We start from the raw sequence: 20,005 nt of genomic DNA, 5'->3' as shown, positions 1-20,005 counted from the left end.
TCAACCCGCCTGCGGCGTCAGCCCCGCCGCCGTGATACCCGCGACCGCAGCCGCCTCGTCCTTGTCCGAGGTATCGCCGCTGATGCCGACCGCGCCGATCGCGCGGCCGTCCCGCATCACCAGCACGCCGCCGGCGACCGGCACGAACCCCCCGCCCGTCGCGGCGGCCGCGGCGTTGAGGAACGCGAGCCGTTCGGCGTTGCGCGCGCCGATCTCGCGCGACGGCAGGCCGAGGCCGAGGGCGGCCAGCGCCTTGCCCATCGCGATCGCGAACCGCGCGAGCCCCGCGCCGTCCTCGCGCTTGTAGGCGACGAGCTGGCCGCCGGCATCGACCACGGCGACCACCAGCGGCGCGCAGCCGGCCGCGCGCCCCGCCGCAAGCGCCGCATCGACGATCGTCGATGCGGCCTCCAGCGTCATGGCGGAATGGACCGGATAGACCATCGGATGTGCCATCCCGTTTCCCTCCTCAGGTCGTCTGCCGCTTCACGAAGGCGCCGTCGCCCGGCTTGTTCAGCACGCTCGCACCGTCCCAGATCTGCCGCCCGCGTAGGTAGGTCGCGGCGACGCGCGCCTTCATCGCCCGGCCGTGATAGGGGCTCCAGCGGCATTCGGGCCGATCGACGATCGCGGCCTCGTCGAAGATGAAGTCGCCGCGCTCCATCACGCAGAGATCCGCGTCCGAGCCGACCGCGATCCGCCCCTTCTTGGGCAGCAGGCCGTGGAAGCGCGCGGTCTCCTCCGCGCAGTACTTCGCCATCAGGGTCAGCGGCAGGCCGCGCTCGGCGAGCAGGGAGAACATCAAGGGCGCGAAGGACTGAAGCCCCGTCAGCCCGGCGCCGCACTTGAAGATGTCCTCGTCGATCTTGCGCTCGATGGGCCAGGGCGCGTGGTCGGTCGAGACATAGGCGACCTTCCCGGCGAGCAGCCGGTCCCACATCCGCTCCACCTCCTCGGCGGTGCGGAAGGGCGGGTTGCACTTGCCCTTGCCCTTCAGCCGGACGATGTCGTCCTCGGTCATGCAGAGATACTGGATGCACGCCTCGCCCGAGGCCTGCATGCCGAACCCGCGATAGGTCTCGGCCAGGTCGAAGCCGCGCGCGAGCGAGGAATGCGCGATGTGCACATGCGCGCCGGTGGCGAGCCCGATCTCGAAGATCGTCACGTTGGCGAGGTTCTCGCAGAGCGGGGGCCGCGTGCGGCAGTGCATGATCGGGTCGGTGCGGCCGGACTCCTGCGCCGCCTTGGTCATCGCGACCACGATCTCCTGATCCTCGTTGTGCAGCGCAACCATCAGCCCGGTCTCGGCGATCAGGGCGAAGGCGCGCTCCATCTCGACATGGTCGATGCGCGGGAAGCGCGTGGCGTCATACTCGTAGGTCGAGAGCTTGAACGCCGAGGCGCCGGCGGCGGCGATCTCCTTGATGTGGTGCGTGCCGCCCGATTTCTGGATCGTGCCGTAGAGAGCCACGTCCACATGCGCGGTGCGGTTTACCCAGCCGACCTTCTCCGTGAACAGCTCGGCGTTCGTCACCGGCTTGGGGATGTCGTAGGGCATGTCGACGACGGTCGTCACGCCGCCGGCGGCTGCCGTGCGCGTCGCGGTCTCGATCCCTGGCCAGCCGAAGGCGGAAGCCGTGTGCATGTGCCCGTCCACCAGCCCGGGGAACACGAGCATGCCGCGGTGGTCGGAGAGCTCGACCGCGGGCGGCGGCGGACCTTCGCCGATCGCGGCGATGCGGCCGTCGCGCACGGCGACGAACCCGTCGCGGATGATCCTGTCGCTGGTCACGAGATCGCCCAGCACCACGCGGTCGAAGGGCGGCGGCAGATCGGTCATTGCTCTTGGTGTCTCCGGCGTCGTTCGGGGCACGTCTTGCGCCCGTCTCGGGGGCAGGTCTAGGTATCCGCCCGCCAGTCAAGACCGCGCGGCCGCTGCGATCAACCCGTCCCGGCCCGCGCCCGAGCCATCACACCGAACGGGGATCCCGCATGAAGCTCCATTCCGTCCGCGTCCATCCCTCGAAGGCGCTGCTGCCGCGCGAGGATCAGCTCGCCTGGAAGATCGCCGGCGTCGCGGTCGACAAGGTGCCCGTCCAGAAGGACGTGGCCGAGATGATCGTCAACCGGATCATCGACAACGCCGCGGTGGCGATCGCGGCGGTCAACCGCCACCCGGTCGTCTCGGCGCGGATGATGGCGCTGGCGCATCCGCGCAAGGGGGGGGCTGCCGTGTTCGGCATGCCGGCCGCGCGCACGGTGAGCCCCGAATGGGCGGCCTGGGCGAACGGCACGGCGGTGCGCGAGCTCGACTTCCACGACACCTTCCTCGCCGCCGACTACTCGCACCCGGGCGACAACATCCCGCCCGTGCTGGCGGTCGCGCAGACGGTGGGCAAGTCGGGCAAGGACCTGATCCGCGGGCTCGCCACCGCCTACGAGATCCACATCGATCTGGTGAAGGCGATCTGCCTGCACCGCCACAAGATCGACCACATCGCCCATCTCTGCCCGGCCGCCGCCGCCGGCATCGGCACGTTGCTCGGTCTGAAGCAGGACATCGTGTTCCAGGCCGTGCAGCAGGCGGTGCATGTCAGCTTCTCGACGCGCCAGAGCCGCAAGGGCGAGATCAGCTCCTGGAAGGCGTTTGCGCCGGCGCATGCCGGCAAGCTCGCGGTCGAGGCGGTGGATCGCGCGATGCGCGGCGAGGGCGCGCCCAATCCGATCTACGAGGGCGAGGACAGCGTGATCGCCTGGATGCTGGCGGGGCGCGAGAACCGCGACCACGAGTATCTCGTGCCGCTGCCCGAGACGGGCGAGCCGAAGCGCGCGATCCTGGACAGCTACACCAAGGAGCACTCGGCCGAGTATCAGAGCCAGGCGCTGATCGACCTTGCATTCCGCATGGGCGAGCCGTTCCGCACCGGCCGTCAGGCGGGCGGCTGGGACGCGATCGAGCGCATCCTGATCCACACCAGCCACCACACCCACTACGTGATCGGCACAGGCGCCAACGATCCGCAGAAGATGGACCCGAAGGCGTCGCGCGAGACGCTCGATCACTCGATCATGTACATCTTCGCCGTCGCGCTCCAGGACGGGCGCTGGCACCACGTCGACAGCTACACCCCGCGCCGCGCCCAGCGGGCCGACACCGTGCGGCTCTGGCACAAGATCGAGACCACCGAGGACCCGGAGTGGACGCGCCGCTACCACTCCGAGGACCCGAACGAGAAGGCGTTCGGCGGCCGGGTGCAGATCTTCCTCAAGGACGGCACGGTGATCGAGGACGAGCTCGCGGTCGCCAATGCCCATTCCCTGGGGGCCAAGCCGTTCCAGCGGCCGGACTACATCCGCAAGTTCCAGACCCTGACCGACGGGATCATCTCCACCCGCGAGGCGAACCGGTTCCTCGACGCCGTGCAGGACCTCGCGGCCCTGCCGGCGGGCGGGCTCGGCGCGCTGAACGTGGCGTTGCCGGCCGGCCGGGTGACGCTCTCGCCGGTCAAGGGGATCTTCGATGCGCCCGTGCGCTCGGCCGAGCCGGCGGCGGCGCGTCGCGTGGTGCGGCGGGCCGAGGAGAAGGCGCGCACGAAGACGATGAAGAAGGCACGGCGCGTGAAGAAGGTCGCGCAGGGCAAGAAGGCCCCGCGCACCCGCCGCAGCCGGGGTTGAGGTCACCAAGGTTGAGGAAGAAAGGGTTGACCCGATGAACGACACCGCTTCCGCGCCGCAGGTCTTCAAGGGCCTGGTCGGCGTGCATGCCGACGTCACCGCCGTCTCGAAGGTGATGCCGGAAACCAACTCGCTGACCTATCGCGGCTACGCGGTGCAGGACCTCGCCGAGCAGTGCCGCTTCGAGGAGGTGGCCTATCTGCTGCTGAACGGCGAGCTGCCGAACCGCAAGCAGCTCAACGCCTTCACCAAGGAGGAGCGCGCGAACCGCAAGATCAGCAAGGTGCTGATCCGCGCGATCGAGTCCTTCCCGCGCAAGGCGCATCCGATGGACGCGACGCGCACGGCGGTGAGCTTCCTGGGGCTCGAGGACCCCGAGGCGCAGGACGTCTCGGAGGAGGCCACGCGGCGCAAGGCGATGCGGCTCTATGCGAAGATCCCGACCGCGATCGCCGCGATCAGCCGGCTGCGCAAGGGGCTGCGGCCGATCCAGCCCAAGCCCGAGCTCGGCTTCAGCGAGAACATCTTCCACATGTTCTTCGGCCGTGTCCCCGACCCGGAGATCGTGAAGGCCTTTGACGTGTCGATGACGCTCTACGCCGAGCACTCCTTCAACGCCTCGACCTTCGCCGCCCGCGTGGTCGCCTCCACGGGCGCCGACCTGCATGCCGCGGTCACCGCCGGCATCGCCGCGCTCAAGGGCCCGCTGCATGGTGGTGCCAACGAGGCGGTGATGCACATGCTGAAGGAAGTCGGCACGCCGGCGAAGGCCAAGGGCTGGATCGACGACAAGCTGGAGCACCGCGCGCTGGTGATGGGATTCGGCCACCGCGTCTACCGTTCGGGCGATTCCCGCGTGCCGACGATGAGCAAGTACCGCGACATCGTCGCCGCCCGGCTCGGCGGCGAGAAGTGGGTGGAGATCAGCCGCATCCTGGCCGAGGAGATGCTGGCGAAGAAGAACATCCACCCCAACCTCGATTTCCCGGCGGGCCCCACCTACTACCTGATGGGATTCGACATCCCGATGTTCACGCCCCTGTTCGTCGCCAGCCGCATCACCGGCTGGTCCGCCCATGTGCTGGAGCAGATCGCCGACAACCGCCTGATCCGCCCGCTCTCGCACTACGTGGGCGTGGCCCAGCGCGAGATCCCGCCCATGAAGGCGCGCTGAAACGTTCCGACCGCAGGGCAGGGGCGCGGGCCGCAGGGCTCGCGCCCTTCGTGCGTCTGGCCTAGCCTCCGGCCAATGCCGACAGGAGAGACGCCCATGGCCCACACCCATCCCCGCTTCGCCTGGTTCAACGGCCGGCTCGTGCCGTGGGAGGAGGCGCGCATCCACATCTACTCGCCGGCGGTGAAATACGGCGCGGGCGTGTTCGAGGGGCTGCGCGGCTACTGGAACGACGGCCAGCGCGAGATGTTCGTCTTTCGCCTGCGCGAGCACCTCGAGCGGCTGGCCTTCGGCATCAAGGTGATGCGCTTCGACGTGACCCCCGATCTCGGCCAGCTCGAGCGTGCGGTGATCGAGGTGGTACGCGCCAACGAGTTCCGCGACGGGGTGCATATCCGGCTCTCCGCCCTGCTCGACGGCGACGGCGAGATGTATTCGGTCGGGCCGGTCACGTTCTGCTGCACCGCCAACACGCGTCCGCCGACCAAGGCGCTGACCGAAGGGCTCGCGGCCGGCGTGGTGTCGTGGCGGCGGCCGGAGGATGCGGCGCTGCCGATGCGGGTGAAGGCGAACGCCAACTACCAGAACGGACGCATGGCCGTGCACGAGGCCAAGGCGAACGGCTACGGTGCGGCGATCCTGCTCAACAACATCGGCAAGGTCGCCGAGGGCCCGGGGATGTGCCTGTTCATGGTGCGTGGCGGCGTCGCCGTCACCCCGTCGATCACCAGCGGCATCCTGGAGAGCATCACCCGCGACGCGGTGATCCGCCTGCTCCGCGACGAACTCGGCGTGACCGTGGAGGAGCGCGATGTCGATCGCAGCGAGCTCTACGCGGCCGACGAGGCGTTCTTCTGCGGCACCGCCTGGGAGGTGACGCCGATCACCTCGGTCGATCGCCTGCCGGTGGGCGATGGCAAGGTCGGCTCACTGACGAAGCGGCTGCAGGCGCTCTACTTCGCGGTGGCGAAGGGCGAGAGCGCCTTGCATTCCGAGTGGCGCACGCCGGTCTACGGGGCTGCATCCGCGCGCGCGGCGGAGTGATCCGCGCGACGCGCGCGCGTCGCCGATACATCCTGCGGTGTGCTTTGCGCGCGCAACGTGCATGAAAATGCTGCGCGTCGGTTGCTTTTTGTTGACAGCGCTGCACACGACTCGCATAGCGTGATGTTGCGGATGCAGATGCAATCCGATTCGCACATGCGATCGCTGCATCTGATCGTGTCCGCGAGAGGGAAGGACGGTCCATGGACCGCACGCACGCCGAAGTCACTCCGGTGACCGAGGCATCCCCGGGCAAGCGAGATGCGGGCGATCGGATCCCGGCGATGATGCGTTGCGTCAGCGCTGCCGTTCGCGCGCCTCGGCGCGTCCGGGCCTCGCACGCCGGGCGGCCACTTGTCGCCGCCGCGGCCCAGCCGCGGCCTGCGGGGATGTGCCTGCGTGACGGGACCCTCAACAGAAAGGAGTTTGTGCACGTGTCCATGACGAAGGACGTGCCGGCGGCGGTCGAGGCCATCCGCGCGGCGCGCGAGGCGAATGCGGAGGCCGCGGAGTCCCGCGCGCAGCCGATGGCGATGCGGGCGGCGACCAAGAAGGCGCCCGCGAAGAGGAAGCCGGCGGCGCGCAAGACCGCTGCGGCGAAGAAGCCGGCGGCCCGCAAGGCCGCGCCGAAGCGCGCGGCGGCGGCGAAGAAGGCCGCGCCGAAGCGCGCTGCGGCGAAGAAGCCGGCGACGCGCCGCGCGGCCGCGGCGAAGAAGCCGGCGGCGCGCAAGACCGCGGCCCGGAAGCCTGCGGCGCGCAAGACGGCGGCGAAGAAGCCCGCGACCCGTCGTGCCGCTGCGGCGAAGAAGCCGGCGGCGCGCAAGACCGCGGCGCGCAAGCCCGCCACGCGGCGCCCGCGCAAGGCTCCCGCCGAGGCGCCCGCGGCACCGCCCTCGGAGACGCCGAGCATGTGAGCGCGTGGCCGGCCTTCGGGCCGGTCGTGCAGGGGCGCGCCCGCGGGAGCGGGCGCGCCCTTTCTCTGTGCGGATCAGCCGAAAGTGCGGCGGAGCTCCGCGACCTGGTCCGCGCTGAGGTGCCGCACCCGCTCGCGGCGGAGCAGCATGAACAGCTTCGCCGCCTCCTCCAGTTCCTCCGCCGCATAGACCGCGTCGGTCAGCGAGCCGCCCGACACCACGGGTCCATGATTGGCGAGCAGCACGGCGCGTGCTGTTCGTGCCTCGGCCGCGATCGCCGGTTCCATCGCCGGATCGCCGGGCCGGTAGTAGGGCACGAGTGGCAGCGCGCCGCCGATGCGCATCACGAAATAGGGGGTGAGCGGCGGGATCGGCGCGCGCGGATCAATGTCGTCAAGGCAGGCGACTGCCGTCGCCCAGGTGGAGTGCAGATGCACCACCGCCTGCGCGTCCGGGCGCGCTGCGTAGAAGGCGCGGTGCATGAACACCTCCTTCGACGGCTTGTCGCCACCGACATGCCGGTACCCCGCGTCGAGCCGTGCCAGGCGTGCCGGATCGAGCCGGCCGAGACAGGAATTGGTCGGCGTGATCAGGAATCCGTCGGCAAGGCGCACCGAGATGTTGCCGGCACTGCCGACCGAGAAGCCGCGCGCGAACAGGCTCGCGGCCAGGGTGCAGATCGCCTCGCGCAGCGCCGCTTCGTCGCTCACCGTGCGTTCTCCAGCATGGCGAACGCCTTGAGGAAGAAGTCGCGGCCGCCGAAATTGCCGCTCTTCAACGCCAGATGCAGCCCGCCTGCCGCATCGGGCGCGTAGGTCCAGGGCACACCGGGATCGATTTCCGGTCCGATCGCGAGCCGGCGCACGCCGAGCCGCGACACCACCGCGCCCGAGGTCTCGCCGCCGGCGACGACCAGCCGCCGCACCCCGCGGGCGACCAGCGCTTCAGCCACATCGGCCAGGGTCTGCTCGATCAGATGTCCCGCCGCGTCACGCCCAAGCGCCCGCTGCAATGCCTCGACGCGGTCGGGCGTGGCGGATGCGGCGATGACGATGGGTCGGTCGGTCGGTTGCGCCTCGGCCCAGGCGACGGCGTCTTGCGCGAGCGCCGCCGCGTCGGGGCGCGCCAGCGGATCGAGCGTCAAGGTCGGCACATGGTCGCGCGCGAAGCCGATCTGGGCGAGTGTGGCGCGCGAGCAGCTTCCTGCAATGACGGCGGCGCGGCCCTGGGCCGGTGGCAAGATCGCGGCATCGCTGCGTGCCGCGAGCAGTCCCGCCGCACGCCAGGTTTCCGGCAGGCCGATCGCGAGGCCGGAGCCGCCCACCATCAGCGCGAGATTGTCCGAGGCGGCGCCGATCGCGCGCAGATGCGCGTCCGTGATCGCATCGACGATCGCATAGCGCTTCCCCTGGTCGCGCAGCGCGTTGAACGCCGCCCGGATCGCGCCCGCACCCTGATCGACCGCCGCGAACGGGACGAGACCCACCGAGCCCTGCGTCTGCCGCCCGAGCACGCGCACGAGATTGGCGTCGCGCATGGGGGTGAGCGGGTGGTTCTCCATGCCGCTCTCGTTGAGAAGGACACTGCCGACGAAGAGATGGCCGAGATAGACAGTGCGCCCATTGGTCGGGAACGCGGGGCAGACCGGCGCGAAGCCGGCGCCGAGCCGGGCGAGCAGCGCATCCGCCACGGGGCCGATATTGCCCGCGTCGGTGGAATCGAAGGTCGAGCAGACCTTGAAGAACGCCTGCCGGCAGCCGGCGGCGAGCAGCCAGTCAAGCGCCGCGACGCTGTCGGCGACAGCCTCGCGCACCGGCGCAGTGCGCGACTTCAACGCCACCACGATCGCGTCCGCCTCCGGCACCGGGTCGTCGGCGCGCGGCACGCCGAGCAGTTGCACCGTGCGCGCGCCCTCCTTCACGAGGGTGTTGGCGAGGTCGGTCGCACCGGTGAAGTCGTCGGCGACACAGCCGAGGATCGGCATGACTCAGGTCTCCGCGGGCAGGGCGAGCAGGTCGCGATGGCCGATGGTCAGCGCAAGCCGGCCGCGCGCGAGCAGAGCGAGCCGCGCCTGCTCCCAGGCGGCGATGCGCGCGGTGGCAGCGGGCAGCGCATTCGCGGCGGCGGCGGCGTGGCCGCGCACCATCGCTTCCAGCATCGGCCCGGCGATCGGCGGGATGATCCAGTCCGACGGCGCTGTCGCCACCCTGAAGCCGCGCGCGGCGAACAGGCGCGCGAGCGTGGCCGGCGCGTCCGCACCCATCGCACGTCCGAAGCCCTTGTCGCGCCGCATGTCGCGCGCGAATCCCCGCGCGATCAGCCGGTCATCGGGGTGTGCGGGGCGAAAGCGGTCGCGGCCGTCCACGGTCAGGCAGGCGAGGAACGGCACATGCAGCGCCGCCGCGAGCCGCTCCGCCCAGGCGGCCGAGACGAGATCCATCAGCGCCGAGCACACCACGGCGTCGTGTGTGGCGAAGGGTAGGCGCGACGGGTCATCGCCGAAATCGGTGGCGAGCGCCTCGATCCGCCACGCGCCGCTGGGTGTGTGGATCAGCAGAGCGCGGCCGGGCGTGGTGACGCGAAGCCCGCGCGCTTCGGCCCAGTCTGCGGTGCGGGCGAAGGCGCGACCGAGCAACGCCTCGTCCGCGTCGACGATCGTCCAGGCCTGCGCGCGGCCGATGATGGGGGCGAGAAAGCGGAACAGCGAGGCCGTGCCGGCGCCGAGATCCATGATCCTTGGCCGCGCCGGCAGCGCCTCCGCCAGCCGCGCGGCGAGCCTCCGGGAGCGCGCCACACGGTCGAACGGCTCGCGCAGCGCGAGCCAGTCGGCCGAGAACCCCTCGCTCATCCGGCGACCGCGGCGAGCTCGCGCGTGAAGGCGTCGGCCTGCGTCTCCCAGCCCGGCAGGCGCGCGCCGGCGGCGAAGGCCGCGTCGCTCATGCGGTGGCGCAGCGCGGTGTCGAAGATCGGCCGGCGCATCGCGCGCGAGAGCGCGATCCAGTCGCCCGGCGGCACGATCACCCCGGCATCGACCGGCAGCAGATCGGCGACCGCGCCGCCCGACGTCAGCGCGCAGGGAATGCCGCGCTTCAGCGCCTCGGCCACCGCCATGCCGTAGCCTTCATGCCAGGTCGCGAGCGCGAACAGATCGGTGCCGGCCCAGAGTGCCTCAAGCGCATCGTCGGCGATCTCGCCGGCGAAGGTGATGCGGTCAGCGATCGCCAGATCGCGCGCCAGCGCGGCGAGGGACGCCGCATGGACACGGTCACGGTCGAGGCTGCCGACGATGGTGAGCCGCCAGTCGAGATCGGTCAGCCGCCCGAGTGCCCGCAGCAGCAGGTCATGGCCCTTGCGCGGCACGGCCGCGCCCAGCGAGAGGATCGCGCAACCGGCCCCCTGCGAGCCCCGCGCGCGCGGCGCAGCATCGGTGCCAGGCTCGACCACGCCGATGCGCGCCTCGGCGATGCCCATGCCGGCGAGCGCCTTCGCGGTCGTCTGCGAGGTGGCGATCAGGCGCGCGAGGTGCGGCAGAAGCTGCGCCTCCTTCTCGCGCAGCAGCGCCGCGTCGGCCTCGGAGAGGCCTTTCTCCAGTGGTGTGGGGTGGTGGATCAGCCCGACCGCCGCGGCGCGCGAGATCGCCTCCGCGGCGCGCGCGAAGGACGGCAGGCCGAGCCCGTCGATCACCGGAATCTCGCCTGACCGCAGCTCGGCGATCGCCTGCCAGGCCGAGGCCTCGGCCGCCGCATCGGGAAGCGGGTGACGCCCGGCGAGTTCGACCACGCGCACCGCATGGCCGCGCGCACGCAAGCCCGCGACGATGCGACGATCATACCCGTAGCCGCCCGAGACCGCGTCGAACGGCGCCGGCACCATCAGCGCGATGGCGAGCGCGCTCATTCCACCGCCGCCTCGTAGGCGGCCCAGGCGAGCGGGCTCTCGCGCAGCAGCACCTTCAGCGCCGTGACGCGTTTGCCGCCGTCGCCCAGCCGGCCCTTCCTCAGCGCCGCGACCAGCAGCCCGTGGACATGCGCGGCCATGAACTCGGTGGTCGTGTTCTGTCCGGCGAACTGCGGCAGGGCGTCGAGATTGTCGTAGTCGAAGCTGTCGAGCGCGCGGCGGAGTTCGGTGCGGGCAAGGCCGATATCCACGACCAGCCCGTGCTCATCGAGCGTGGGCACGCGGAACTCTGCCTCCACCGCATAGGTCGCGCCGTGCAGCTTCTGCGCCGGGCCGAACACCTCGCCGCGGAAGGAATGGGCGATCATGACGTGGTCGCAGACGGTGAGGCTGAACACGCGCGGTCCTTTCAGACGGAGGGATCGTAGGCAATGAGGTGGCAGAGCGCGCCGGGGCTCGCGGCGAGCCGCGCCATGGTCGCGGGAAGATCGGCGAACGGTGTGGGGCCGTCGAGCAGGGCGTCAAGCCGTGCGTCGTCGAGCAGCGCGAGCGCGAGGGCGAGCCGCTCGGCATGGCTGCGGCGGCCCCGCATGGTGGCGGCGATGCTGCCCACCTGCGAGGAGAGCAGCCGCAGCCGGCGGCTGTGGAACGCCTCGCCGAGCGGCAGCGGCACGACGCGGTCGCCGAACCACGAGGCCTCGATGATGCGCGCCTCGAAGCCAGCGCGGGCGAGGGCGAGCGCCAGGCCATCGGGCGAGCCGGAGGCGTGCACGATCAGCTCCGCCTCGGCCGGGGCCTCGCCGGGTGTGGCGAAGGCGAGGCCGAGTGCCGCGGCGATGCGCGCCTTGCCCGGGTCGGTGTCGATCGCGGTCAGCGTCACGCCGGGGATGCGCGCGAGCAGATGCGCGGCCAGCAGCCCGACCACGCCGGCGCCGATCACCAGCACGCGCTCGCCGGGCAGTGCGGCGGCATCCCAGGCGATGTTCAGCGCCGTCTCCATGTTGGCGGCGAGCACCGCGCGGCGCGTCGGCACGGTCTCGGGCACCGTGTGCAGCATCGCCGCAGGTGCCAGGAAGCGATCCTGGTGCGGATGCAGGCAGAACACGCGCCGGCCGATCAGCGCCGGCGGTCCGGCCTCGACGATGCCGACCGCGCTGTATCCGTACTTCACGGGAAACGGGAAGTCGCCGGCCTGGAACGGGCAGCGCATCGCCGCGTACTGGCTCGCCGGCACGCGGCCGGCGAACACCAGGGATTCGGTGCCGCGCGACACGCCGCTCGCGAGCGTGCGCACCAACGCCTCGTCGGCGCGGGGGCGCGGAAGCGTCTCCACGCGCAGCTCGCCCTGACCGGGCCCGATGGTCCAGAAGGCGCGTGCGGTCATGACGTCGTGCGGCGATCGATGGCGCAATCGAACAGCATGTCGTCGCCGAGACGATGCACGACCATCGGGAAGCGAATTCCCTGCTCCGGCCGATCGATCCCTGGCAGGGCGAGCGACGGGATGCCGCTTCCCAGCAGCAGCGGCGCGACCGCCACGTGCAGCCGGTCGATCAGCCCGGCGGCTAGGAAGCGGCCGACCGTGACGCCGCCGCCCTCGACGAAAAGATGCGTCAGGCCGCGCGCGCGCAGCGCGGCGACGAGCGCCCGCAGATCGAGCCCACGTTCCGCGCGCGGCAGGCGCAAAATCTCCGCCCCGCCGCAAGGCGATGCGGCGTCCTCGGCGCAGGCGAGCAGCGTCGGCAATCCATCCTGGAACACGAGATGGCCGTGATGCAGGCGGCGGTCCGTGTCGAGCACCACGCGCACGGGGCATTGCCCTTCGACCTCGCGCGTGGTGAGGCGGGGATCGTCGTGCTTCACCGTGCCCGCACCGACGATGATCGCATGATGCAGCGCGCGCAGCCGGTGCGTGTGGGTGATGTCGGCCGCGCCGCTGATCCAGCGGGACACCCCCGCAGCGGTGGCGATGCGTCCGTCGAGGCTCTGGGCGAGGTGGGCGGTCACGAATGCGCCATCGGCCGCCACCGGCGGCTCGGTGAGGGGTGCGAACAGGTCGCGCAGCAGGGCAGCCTGGGCGTCGGCCGGCGCGGGCAACGCCGCCCGCGCGCCGCCGCGGCGCGCCAGCAGCGCGCGCCACATCGCGACCGCATCCGCCGTTCCGCCCCCTCCATCCATCGACGGGCTTCTAGCGTCCGAGCACGTCAGGAGGAAGGCAGGCGAGGATGATCTCGGCGCCGAGCCCCGAGAGCGGCGGCAGCCAGGCGGTCGCGGCCAGACGCAGCAGGACGAAGCGCCATCCCATCAGCGGCACTTCCCAGAGGATGACCCGGTTCAGCCCCAGCACCGACCAGGCGGAGATCAGCGTCACCATCTGCGCCGCGCCTGCGCCGGAACTCCACAGCGCGAGCACGATCGGGAAGGAAACGAACGGCCCGCCGGGGATGCAGGCGCCGGCGATCGTCGCGGCGAGGTGGCCCAGCACGCCGCTGTCGGGCCCGAACAGCGTCGCGGCGACGCGTTCCGGCACGAGTTCGCTGAGGAACCCTGCCGTGGGCAGCGCGATGGCGATGATCGGCAGCACCGTGAACAGGCTGGTGCGCGTGTGAGCGAGGGCGCCGCGCAGCATTGCGGGATCGCGCCGCAGGGCCCAGAGGCAGCCGATCCCCGCGGTCGCCCAGAGCAGGAGCGCGGTCAGCGTCATCGCGCGCCGACCCAGCCGGGCAGGCGGCGCGCGACCAAGCCCGCAAGCACAGGCAGCGGCAGCGAGGCGAGGAAGCGCAAGGCCGCGAATTCCGGGCCCAGCACCGGGATCTCCCACACCAGGATGCGGCTGAACCCGTTCAAGGCCCAGGCGGCGATGTAGGCGATCAGCGCGCCGCGATCGGCGCCGCCGGCGGCAAGCGCCAGCACCAGCGGGAACGCTGCCATCGGCCCACCTGGTGTGGCGATTCCGGCGACTGTGGCCAGCACGAGGCCGCGCAGCCCCGAATTCGCACCGAGCCAGCGCGAGATGCGTTCGCGCGCCACGCCTACCTGCACCAGTCCGGCGAGGATCAGCGCCGGCAGGATCACCGGCAGCATCACGGCGGCGAGATCGCGCGCGCGGGCCAGCCCGCTGACCAGCCCCTCCGTGCCCTTCAGGGCGAAGCAGGCGAGGGCGGAGGCGGCGCAGAGGCCGAGGATGAAGACGAGATTGGCGTGGCGCTTGAGCGGCGACGCGGCGGAGGGCGGGGGCATGGGACGCAGGCGATCATGCCCGCGTCAGCGGTGGTGCGTCGAGCCAGGCGGATCAGAGCTGGGCGGCGAGGGTCACCGCCGGTGCGGCGTGGCGCACCGGCCGCGGCGCGCCGTTGGCGACATAGCGCCCGTCCACCGGCTGGGCGGCCTCGGAGAGCACGCGCACCAGCGCATCCTGCGCGGCGAGCGCGCGCTCGAGCATGCGCCGGTTCGCCGAGGCGAGCGCGCTCAGCCGTTCGGAGAGGGTGCGGACAGCGTCGCGTTCCGCCTCGCCGGCGCGCCCGCCCGACTTGCGCGTGGTCGCCTCGGCGGCGACGAAGGCCTCGACGGCTTCCCGCTTCGGCTCGGCGAGCGCGGCCGCGGCGGCGAGATCGAGGGCCGCGAGCGCCCGGTTCTCGGCCTCCAGCAGTCCGGCCAGCCGGACGCCGGCGCTGATCAGTGCGGAGATCATGCCCGCTGCTCCTGCATCGCGATCATCTGACGCATCACGGCATCGCCGATGCCGAGCCCGCGGCCCTCGGCGATCGCGCGGGCGAACTCGTTCACCAGCATCGGCCGCCACATCTCCTCGCCGGGTCCGCCGCCGAACGCGCCGCCCTTGCCGAGCCCTTCGAACATCGGCTGGAGCAGCGCGCCGAGCGCCATCGCCTCGAACGCGCGCGCGGTGCGCGCCATGGCGGCGGGATCGGCGCCCGGGCGGGGGGACGCGGGCGCGCCGGCGAGGCGCGGATCGGCGGCGGGCGGCAGAACCGGCGTCATGGTCAGATCACCTCGAGCTCGGCCTGCAGGGCGCCGGCCGCCTTGATCGCCTGGAGGATCTGGATCATCTCGCGCGGGCCGACGCCGAGCGCGTTCAGGCTGCCGACGAGATCCTGCAGCGTGACATTGCCCGGCACGATGCCGAGGCGGCGCTCGCGCCCGTCCTCGACCTGGATCTCGGTGCGCGGCACCACCACGGTCTGGCCCTGCCCGAACGGGTTGGGCTGGCTCACCTGCGGGGTCTCGGTGATGCGGATGGTCAGGTTGCCCTGCGCGATCGCGACCGTGCTCACGCGCACATTGGCGCCCATGACGATGATGCCGTTCGCCTCGTCGATGATCACGCGCGCCACCTGGTCGGGCTGGATGCGAAGCTGCTCGATGTCGGTCAGGAAGCCGATCAGGTCGGCCGCGCGCCCCGCCGGCGGTGTGACCACCACGGTGCCCGGATCGGTCGGCGTCGCGACCTGGCCGCGCGCGAACGCGTTGACCGCCGCGGCGATCCGCCGCGCGGTCGTCAGGTCGGGATTGCGCAGGCTGAGCCGCACCTCGCGCCGCTCGTTCAGCGCGAAGCCGGTCTCGCGCTCGACGATCGCGCCGTTGGCGATCCGCCCGGCGGTCGGCACGCCGCGCGTCACGGTCTGCGCGCCGCCGCGCGCGGCGATCGCGCCGGTGGTCACCGAGCCCTGGGCGACGGCGTAGACCTCGCCGTCGGCGCCGAGCAGCGGTGTCACCAGCAGGGTGCCGCCCGTCAGGTTGGTGGCGTCGCCCAGGGCTGCGACCTGCACGTCGATGCGCGTGCCCTGGCGGGCGAAGCCCGGCAGCGAGGCCGTGACCATCACCGCGGCGACGTTCTTGGTGTCGAGCCGCTGTTCCTGGTCGCGCGTGTTCACGCCCAGCCGCTCGAGCATGCCGATCAGGCTCTGGCGGGTGAACACGGCCGAGGAGAGCCGGTCGCCGGTGCCGTTCAGGCCGACCACCAGGCCATAGCCGACGAGCTGGTTCTCGCGCACGCCCTCGACATCGGCGATGTCCTTGATCCGCACCTGGCCGTGCGCGGGGGCAAGCGGGGCGGCGAGCGCGGTCAGCAGGGCGGCGAGCAGGACAGTCCGCATCATCCTCGGCATCCGTTGGTCAGACGCGGCCCTTCTGGCCGCAACGATCGATTAGCGAACTCCGTGCCAAACACGATCCCGCGGATTGCCGCCGCCTCGGCCGGGGTGGCGCGGTTCGTTGCCCGGCAGAACTTGCCGGGTACGGCCAGTCCTGCCGGCCGGCGGGCGGCCAGACGAAGGAGCTGGACGATGGTGAAGATCGTCGGATTCGGACCGGCGCCGGTGACCTCCCCACGCCCCGCGCGCCCGGTCGGCGGCACGGGGCGCTTCCGTGTTGCCGTCCAGACGGGCGAGGCCGCGGAAGCGCACGACTCGGCACCGGTCGACGGTGTCTCGATCGCGCCGTCGCTGCTGGCCTTGCAGGAGACGGTCGCGGCCGGCGAGCGTGACGCACGCTCGCGCCGACGTGCCGAGGGGATGCTGGAGGAGTTGGCCGCACTTCAGCTCGGCCTGCTCGGCGGCCGGCTGCCGCGTGGCCGGCTGGAGTCGCTCGCCGCGCTGGCCGCCGAGCCCGAAGTCGCCGCCGATCCGCGCCTTGCGGCGATCGCCGCCGAGATCGGCGTGCGCGCGGCGGTGGAACTTGCCCGCCTCGATGCCGCGGCCGCTGCGCGACGGAGGAGTGAAACCGTTTTGTCTCAATAGGTTGTGTGCGTCGCTTCGATCTTGGCGACCCTGGGGGCGATGAGTATAGTCCGCCCGCCTTCGCCCCCCTTGGGTGTCAGTCGCGCGCGGGGGGTTAGCGCGCACAGGGACGAGCAATGATCGTGACGCTGCCGCCGGACTACCGACCCTCCGACGACGAAGAGTTCATGAACCCCCTTCAGGTCGAGTATTTCCGGCGCAAGTTGCTGCGCTGGCGGACCGAACTCCTGAAGGAAGCCGACGATACCTTGACGAGCCTCCAGAACGGCGGCTTGCAGGAGCCTGATCTCACCGACCGTGCCTCGGCCGAGACCGACCGGGCGCTGGAGCTGCGCACCCGCGACCGGGCGCGGAAGCTGATCGGCAAGATCGATGCGGCGCTCGAGCGGATCGAGAGCGGAACCTATGGCTACTGCGAGGAGACCGGCGAGCCGATCAGCCTGCGCCGGCTCGAGGCGAGGCCGATCGCCACGCTGTCGATCGAGGCGCAGGAGCGTCACGAGCGCATGGAGAAGACCCACCGCGACGACTGATACCGTCCGGACAAAGGTCTGACCTTCGTCCGGACGGAATTGCGCGGCGGGCTGGTATGAGCGGCGGGTCGCCCTCACCCCGACTGGATCGTCACCGGAGCCCGGCGCCCGAACGCGACCGCGTGAAGGCCATCACGACGAGAGCCGCGAGCAGCAGCGCCGCGAGCCCGACGCCGGCCAGGAATCCCAGCAGCATCGGCGGCGAGACGGCCGGATGGCCCCCGATCGCCGACCAGAGCAGGACGCTCATGGCGCCTGCGCCCTTGCCGGCGATGGCCAGAACCGCCCCGATCCCGGCGGCGCACAGGTCGAGCAGGCTGCCGACCATGCGGCTCGCTTGGTCGAGATGGGGGCCAGTCGGACTCGCGGTGGCCACCGAGCCGACACCGGCGGCGACCAGCGCGAGCAGCACCAGCGCAAGGCGGAACGGACGGAACATCGACGACCTCCTCGGTTGCGGGGCGGGTGTCTGGCGTGGCCGCGCGGTCAGAACGGCAGGATGATGTCGAGCAGCTGCTGGCCGTAGCGCGGCTGCTGGATGTCGCTGATGATGCCGCGGCCGCCATAGGCGATGCGGGCCTCGGCCATGCGGTCGTGCCGGACCGTGTTGTCCGAGCCGATGTCCTGGGTGCGCACGACCCCGTTGATCGAGAGCTCGCGCAGTTCGTTGTTCACGCGCACCTCCTGCTTGCCGTTCAGCACCAGGTTGCCGTTGGGCAGCACCTGCGTGACCACCGCGGCGACGCGCAGCGTCACCTGTTCGGTGCGCTGGATCTGGCCCTTGCCGGTCGAGCCGCCGGTCGAGGAGGCGGTGACCAGGTTGGCCGGATTGATGGTGCCCGGGAGAATCCGCGTGAGGCTCGATTCCAGCCCGAGCATCTGCGGCAGGCCCATGTTCTCGCTGTTGTTGCGGTTGCGCGTCGAGCTGTTCTCGAGCTGGGCCTCGTCGCGGATGCTGACCAGCACGGTGATGATGTCGCCCACGTTCGTGGCGCGCTGGTCCTTGAAGAAGGCGCGCGACCCGGGCCGCCACAGGCTGTTGGCCGTGTGCACGGGCGCCTGCGGCGTCGGCATCGGCATCGACACCGGCCGCCAGTCGGGCCGCGCGGTCGGGTTCTCGATCTGCGAGAGCTGCGGCCCGCGGCCGATCTCGGAGAGACGCTGCGGTGCGTTGCAGGCGGCGAGCGTCATGGCTGAGGCGAGCAGAAGGATCCGGATCATCGGTTCGGCTCCACGCGACGGTTGGCGAGACGTCGGTCGTTGGGGGGTGAGACGGGCATGCTGCCCGGGGTGACACGCACGCGGCCGGGGCCGATCACGGTCGCCTCGACGACGGCGCGGCTCGCGATGTTCAGCACCTGGACCATGTCGCCGCGCGCGCCGTTCTCGAGCGCCCGGCCCTGGGCGGTGACGGTCAGGCCGGGAACCTCGATCGCCATCATCACCGGCTGATCCTTCACCACCAGGAGCCGCCCGCCGAGATCGGACTGCCCGATCGGCGCGCCGGGCGGCAGGGCACGGCGCAGCACCTGGCCGCCGAACTCGGCCGGATCGAGCACGGCGTCGGCCGGCACGCGGTCGGGTGCAAGTCGCACGATGCGCACATCGCTCGCCGTGACCGGTGTGCCGGCATTCAGGCGCCGGATCGTCACCGGCACGGCGACGAGGTCGTTCAGCCGGCCGGCGAGCCGCGTGCGCGCGGGCTGCTCGCCGGCAGCGATCGCGGTCAGCGTCGCGGCGAAGCGGCCCGTGGCCTGGTCCCAGGAGAGATCCTCGACGATCAGGTGCGGTGTGACGCCCATCGGCACCGTCGGCGGCGTGAAGGGCTGCATCTCCAGCCGCGCCTCCGCGCCGACGACGGCGCCCGCAGCGGCGAGCGCCTGGCGCAGCACGGCCTCGGCCTCCTCGCGCGCGATCGGCCGGCCGGGCCGCTCGACCAGGGTCGGGCCGCCGCCCACCAGAGTCAGGCCGTTGTCGCGTGCGATCGCGGCGAGCTGCGCGACCGGCACGATGTAGCGCTGACCCGGGGCAGGGGCGGGGCCGAGCACGCGCGCGCCGTTCGCGCCGGCGTTCTCGAACAGGTCGGCAAGGCGGACCTGCGGCGTGTCCATCACGACCTTCGCGCGCGCGATCGCCTCGCCCGCCGCTTCGGCGGGCACGGCGGCGAGCAGGGCGAAAGAGAGAAGGAGGGGGCGCATCATCGGGCTCACCGCAGCCGGGTCAGGGTGGAGAGCATCTCGTCGGAGGCGGTGATCACCTTGCTGTTCATCTCGTAGGCGCGCTGAGCGGTGATCAACGAGGTGATCTCGGAGACGACGTTCACGTTCGAGGTCTCGATGAAGCCCTGCATCAGGTTGCCGAAGCCGGGCCCGCCCGGCACGCCGATCTGCGCCTGGCCCGAGGCGGGCGTCTCGAGGAACAGGTTGTCGCCGATCGCCTCGAGCCCGCCCTCGTTGGCGAAGATCGCGGTGGTGATCTGGCCGACATTCGCCGGCGCGATCTGGCCGTCGAGCTTCACCAGCACCTCGCCGTTGGCGTTGATGGTGACGTCGCGCGCGGCCTGGGGGATCACCACGCCGGGCAGCAGGCGGAACCCGTCGGCGGTCACCACCTCGCCCTGCGGGCTGAGCCCGAAGGTGCCGTCGCGGGTGTAGGCGAAGTCGCCGTTCGGCAGCTCGATGCGGAAATAGCCGGGGCCGCGGATGGCGATGTCGAAGCGGTTCTCGGTCTGTTGCAGGTTGCCCTGCTCGTGGATGCGATAGACCGCGGCGATCTTGGTGCCGAGGCCGAGCTGCACGCCCGCCGGCACGATCGTGCCGGTGTCGGAGCTGGTCGAGCCGACCCGGCGCATGTTCTGGTAGATCAGGTCCTGGAACTCGGCGCGCCGGCGCTTGAAGCCGGTCGTCGACATGTTCGCGATGTTGTTTGAGATCACCTCGACATTGGTCTGCTGGGCCAGCATGCCGGTCGCGGCGATGTGCAGGGATCGCATGGTCAGCTCTCCTTCGGGTC

General features: G+C 71.6%; 24 protein-coding genes. 6 read left to right on the top strand and 18 right to left on the bottom strand.

The genetic code is table 11. The features are described 5' to 3' along the window. Together F563_RS0101160 and F563_RS0101155 are read right to left on the bottom strand one after the other, a co-directional pair. Window positions 1-456 carry a GlcG/HbpS family heme-binding protein gene (locus tag F563_RS0101160; RefSeq protein ID WP_019012802.1) on the bottom strand — a complete coding sequence of 152 codons (456 nt, stop codon included), beginning with the start codon at window positions 454-456 and terminating at the stop codon, window positions 1-3. Between the two features lie 13 nt (window positions 457-469). After that, window positions 470-1,840: a dihydroorotase gene (locus tag F563_RS0101155; protein WP_019012801.1), complete on the bottom strand. Its 1,371-nt coding sequence runs from the start codon at window positions 1,838-1,840 to the stop codon at window positions 470-472. A gap of 152 nt (window positions 1,841-1,992) precedes the next feature. On the opposite strand from F563_RS0101155, the gene F563_RS0101150 reads away from it, so the two are divergent. From F563_RS0101150 to F563_RS21125, 4 genes are all read left to right on the top strand, one after another. Then, window positions 1,993-3,675: an MmgE/PrpD family protein gene (locus F563_RS0101150; RefSeq protein WP_019012800.1), complete on the top strand. Its 1,683-nt coding sequence runs from the start codon at window positions 1,993-1,995 to the stop codon at window positions 3,673-3,675. Between the two features lie 34 nt (window positions 3,676-3,709). Continuing rightward, the gene (locus F563_RS0101145) at window positions 3,710-4,849 is read left to right on the top strand and encodes a bifunctional 2-methylcitrate synthase/citrate synthase (RefSeq protein ID WP_019012799.1); all 1,140 of its coding nucleotides are present in this window, start codon (window positions 3,710-3,712) and stop codon (window positions 4,847-4,849) included. Window positions 4,850-4,945: 96 nt separating this feature from the next. Further along, window positions 4,946-5,893: a branched-chain amino acid transaminase gene (locus tag F563_RS0101140; protein WP_019012798.1), complete on the top strand. Its 948-nt coding sequence runs from the start codon at window positions 4,946-4,948 to the stop codon at window positions 5,891-5,893. A 434-nt stretch (window positions 5,894-6,327) separates the two neighbouring features. After that, window positions 6,328-6,807 (top strand): hypothetical protein, encoded by a 480-nt coding sequence (locus F563_RS21125; protein ID WP_211211304.1) that lies wholly within the window; start codon window positions 6,328-6,330, stop codon window positions 6,805-6,807. 74 nt (window positions 6,808-6,881) lie between these two features. On the opposite strand, the gene otnC is transcribed toward F563_RS21125, so the two are convergent. From otnC to F563_RS0101075, 12 genes are read right to left on the bottom strand one after another with little or no spacing between them, the layout of a single operon-like run. Beyond that, window positions 6,882-7,517, bottom strand: a complete 636-nt coding sequence (otnC, locus tag F563_RS0101130) for a 3-oxo-tetronate 4-phosphate decarboxylase (protein ID WP_019012796.1) — start codon at window positions 7,515-7,517, stop codon at window positions 6,882-6,884. Then, window positions 7,514-8,791, bottom strand: coding sequence for a 3-oxo-tetronate kinase (otnK, locus tag F563_RS0101125; RefSeq protein WP_019012795.1), 1,278 nt, complete (start codon window positions 8,789-8,791; stop codon window positions 7,514-7,516). Before otnK ends, otnC begins: the two co-directional genes overlap by 4 nt. Before the next feature lie 3 nt (window positions 8,792-8,794). Continuing rightward, complete coding sequence (locus F563_RS0101120; RefSeq protein ID WP_019012794.1) at window positions 8,795-9,655, bottom strand: class I SAM-dependent methyltransferase; 861 nt, start codon at window positions 9,653-9,655, stop codon at window positions 8,795-8,797. Beyond that, a complete protein-coding gene (locus F563_RS0101115; protein WP_019012793.1) occupies window positions 9,652-10,704 on the bottom strand; it encodes a glycosyltransferase family 4 protein in 1,053 nt (350 codons plus the stop codon). Before F563_RS0101115 ends, F563_RS0101120 begins: the two co-directional genes overlap by 4 nt. After that, window positions 10,701-11,102 carry a 6-pyruvoyl trahydropterin synthase family protein gene (locus F563_RS0101110; RefSeq protein ID WP_019012792.1) on the bottom strand — a complete coding sequence of 134 codons (402 nt, stop codon included), beginning with the start codon at window positions 11,100-11,102 and terminating at the stop codon, window positions 10,701-10,703. Before F563_RS0101110 ends, F563_RS0101115 begins: the two co-directional genes overlap by 4 nt. Window positions 11,103-11,113: 11 nt before the next feature. Further along, on the bottom strand, window positions 11,114-12,088 hold the full coding sequence (locus F563_RS0101105) for a zinc-dependent alcohol dehydrogenase (RefSeq protein ID WP_019012791.1): 975 nt from the start codon (window positions 12,086-12,088) through the stop codon (window positions 11,114-11,116). Next, window positions 12,085-12,882 carry a RibD family protein gene (locus tag F563_RS0101100; protein WP_051089299.1) on the bottom strand — a complete coding sequence of 266 codons (798 nt, stop codon included), beginning with the start codon at window positions 12,880-12,882 and terminating at the stop codon, window positions 12,085-12,087. The genes F563_RS0101105 and F563_RS0101100 overlap by 4 nt, the downstream gene beginning before the upstream one ends. 10 nt (window positions 12,883-12,892) lie before the next feature. Next, window positions 12,893-13,408 carry a hypothetical protein gene (locus F563_RS0101095; RefSeq protein ID WP_019012789.1) on the bottom strand — a complete coding sequence of 172 codons (516 nt, stop codon included), beginning with the start codon at window positions 13,406-13,408 and terminating at the stop codon, window positions 12,893-12,895. Continuing rightward, window positions 13,405-13,944: a permease gene (locus tag F563_RS0101090; protein ID WP_019012788.1), complete on the bottom strand. Its 540-nt coding sequence runs from the start codon at window positions 13,942-13,944 to the stop codon at window positions 13,405-13,407. Before F563_RS0101090 ends, F563_RS0101095 begins: the two co-directional genes overlap by 4 nt. 52 nt (window positions 13,945-13,996) lie before the next feature. Beyond that, complete coding sequence (locus tag F563_RS0101085; RefSeq protein ID WP_019012787.1) at window positions 13,997-14,395, bottom strand: hypothetical protein; 399 nt, start codon at window positions 14,393-14,395, stop codon at window positions 13,997-13,999. Further along, window positions 14,392-14,703 (bottom strand): rod-binding protein, encoded by a 312-nt coding sequence (locus F563_RS0101080; protein ID WP_019012786.1) that lies wholly within the window; start codon window positions 14,701-14,703, stop codon window positions 14,392-14,394. Before F563_RS0101080 ends, F563_RS0101085 begins: the two co-directional genes overlap by 4 nt. 2 nt (window positions 14,704-14,705) lie before the next feature. Beyond that, on the bottom strand, window positions 14,706-15,821 hold the full coding sequence (locus F563_RS0101075; RefSeq protein ID WP_019012785.1) for a flagellar basal body P-ring protein FlgI: 1,116 nt from the start codon (window positions 15,819-15,821) through the stop codon (window positions 14,706-14,708). Window positions 15,822-16,007: 186 nt separating this feature from the next. On the opposite strand from F563_RS0101075, the gene F563_RS21120 reads away from it, so the two are divergent. Next, window positions 16,008-16,460, top strand: a complete 453-nt coding sequence (locus tag F563_RS21120) for a flagellar assembly protein FliX (RefSeq protein WP_019012784.1) — start codon at window positions 16,008-16,010, stop codon at window positions 16,458-16,460. A gap of 116 nt (window positions 16,461-16,576) precedes the next feature. Then, window positions 16,577-16,993: an RNA polymerase-binding protein DksA gene (dksA, locus tag F563_RS0101065; protein ID WP_019012783.1), complete on the top strand. Its 417-nt coding sequence runs from the start codon at window positions 16,577-16,579 to the stop codon at window positions 16,991-16,993. A gap of 91 nt (window positions 16,994-17,084) precedes the next feature. Here dksA and F563_RS0101060 read toward each other — a convergent pair whose 3' ends face one another. Genes F563_RS0101060 through flgG form a run of 4 tightly spaced genes read right to left on the bottom strand, consistent with a single transcriptional unit; the run spans window position 17,085 to window position 19,985 of the window. Further along, window positions 17,085-17,432 carry a hypothetical protein gene (locus F563_RS0101060; protein WP_019012782.1) on the bottom strand — a complete coding sequence of 116 codons (348 nt, stop codon included), beginning with the start codon at window positions 17,430-17,432 and terminating at the stop codon, window positions 17,085-17,087. 47 nt (window positions 17,433-17,479) lie between these two features. Continuing rightward, window positions 17,480-18,214 (bottom strand): flagellar basal body L-ring protein FlgH, encoded by a 735-nt coding sequence (flgH, locus tag F563_RS0101055; RefSeq protein ID WP_019012781.1) that lies wholly within the window; start codon window positions 18,212-18,214, stop codon window positions 17,480-17,482. Further along, the gene (gene flgA / locus F563_RS0101050; protein WP_162140555.1) at window positions 18,211-19,191 is read right to left on the bottom strand and encodes a flagellar basal body P-ring formation chaperone FlgA; all 981 of its coding nucleotides are present in this window, start codon (window positions 19,189-19,191) and stop codon (window positions 18,211-18,213) included. Before flgA ends, flgH begins: the two co-directional genes overlap by 4 nt. An 8-nt stretch (window positions 19,192-19,199) precedes the next feature. Then, window positions 19,200-19,985: a flagellar basal-body rod protein FlgG gene (gene flgG / locus F563_RS0101045; RefSeq protein ID WP_019012779.1), complete on the bottom strand. Its 786-nt coding sequence runs from the start codon at window positions 19,983-19,985 to the stop codon at window positions 19,200-19,202. Between the last annotated feature and the right edge of the window lie 20 nt (window positions 19,986-20,005).

It is taken from the genome of Elioraea tepidiphila DSM 17972 (assembly GCF_000378465.1).
Classification (GTDB): domain Bacteria; phylum Pseudomonadota; class Alphaproteobacteria; order Acetobacterales; family Acetobacteraceae; genus Elioraea; species Elioraea tepidiphila.
Note: the sequence above shows the minus strand (reverse complement) of the source record. Positions and strands in the feature narration are given on the sequence as shown.

Coding starts and splice junctions, on each gene's coding strand:
- F563_RS0101095 (WP_019012789.1), bottom strand. CDS start 13,408: ATGACGCTGACCGCGCTCCTGCTCTGGGCGACCGCGGGGATCGGCTGC.
- F563_RS0101100 (WP_051089299.1), bottom strand. CDS start 12,882: ATGGATGGAGGGGGCGGAACGGCGGATGCGGTCGCGATGTGGCGCGCG.
- F563_RS0101150 (WP_019012800.1), top strand. CDS start 1,993: ATGAAGCTCCATTCCGTCCGCGTCCATCCCTCGAAGGCGCTGCTGCCG.
- F563_RS0101105 (WP_019012791.1), bottom strand. CDS start 12,088: ATGACCGCACGCGCCTTCTGGACCATCGGGCCCGGTCAGGGCGAGCTG.
- F563_RS0101120 (WP_019012794.1), bottom strand. CDS start 9,655: ATGAGCGAGGGGTTCTCGGCCGACTGGCTCGCGCTGCGCGAGCCGTTC.
- F563_RS0101145 (WP_019012799.1), top strand. CDS start 3,710: ATGAACGACACCGCTTCCGCGCCGCAGGTCTTCAAGGGCCTGGTCGGC.
- flgH (WP_019012781.1), bottom strand. CDS start 18,214: ATGATCCGGATCCTTCTGCTCGCCTCAGCCATGACGCTCGCCGCCTGC.
- F563_RS0101155 (WP_019012801.1), bottom strand. CDS start 1,840: ATGACCGATCTGCCGCCGCCCTTCGACCGCGTGGTGCTGGGCGATCTC.
- dksA (WP_019012783.1), top strand. CDS start 16,577: ATGATCGTGACGCTGCCGCCGGACTACCGACCCTCCGACGACGAAGAG.
- flgA (WP_162140555.1), bottom strand. CDS start 19,191: ATGCGCCCCCTCCTTCTCTCTTTCGCCCTGCTCGCCGCCGTGCCCGCC.
- F563_RS0101090 (WP_019012788.1), bottom strand. CDS start 13,944: ATGCCCCCGCCCTCCGCCGCGTCGCCGCTCAAGCGCCACGCCAATCTC.
- F563_RS0101080 (WP_019012786.1), bottom strand. CDS start 14,703: ATGACGCCGGTTCTGCCGCCCGCCGCCGATCCGCGCCTCGCCGGCGCG.
- F563_RS0101085 (WP_019012787.1), bottom strand. CDS start 14,395: ATGATCTCCGCACTGATCAGCGCCGGCGTCCGGCTGGCCGGACTGCTG.
- otnK (WP_019012795.1), bottom strand. CDS start 8,791: ATGCCGATCCTCGGCTGTGTCGCCGACGACTTCACCGGTGCGACCGAC.
- F563_RS0101115 (WP_019012793.1), bottom strand. CDS start 10,704: ATGAGCGCGCTCGCCATCGCGCTGATGGTGCCGGCGCCGTTCGACGCG.
- flgG (WP_019012779.1), bottom strand. CDS start 19,985: ATGCGATCCCTGCACATCGCCGCGACCGGCATGCTGGCCCAGCAGACC.
- F563_RS0101140 (WP_019012798.1), top strand. CDS start 4,946: ATGGCCCACACCCATCCCCGCTTCGCCTGGTTCAACGGCCGGCTCGTG.
- F563_RS21120 (WP_019012784.1), top strand. CDS start 16,008: ATGGTGAAGATCGTCGGATTCGGACCGGCGCCGGTGACCTCCCCACGC.
- F563_RS0101160 (WP_019012802.1), bottom strand. CDS start 456: ATGGCACATCCGATGGTCTATCCGGTCCATTCCGCCATGACGCTGGAG.
- F563_RS0101075 (WP_019012785.1), bottom strand. CDS start 15,821: ATGATGCGGACTGTCCTGCTCGCCGCCCTGCTGACCGCGCTCGCCGCC.
- F563_RS0101060 (WP_019012782.1), bottom strand. CDS start 17,432: ATGTTCCGTCCGTTCCGCCTTGCGCTGGTGCTGCTCGCGCTGGTCGCC.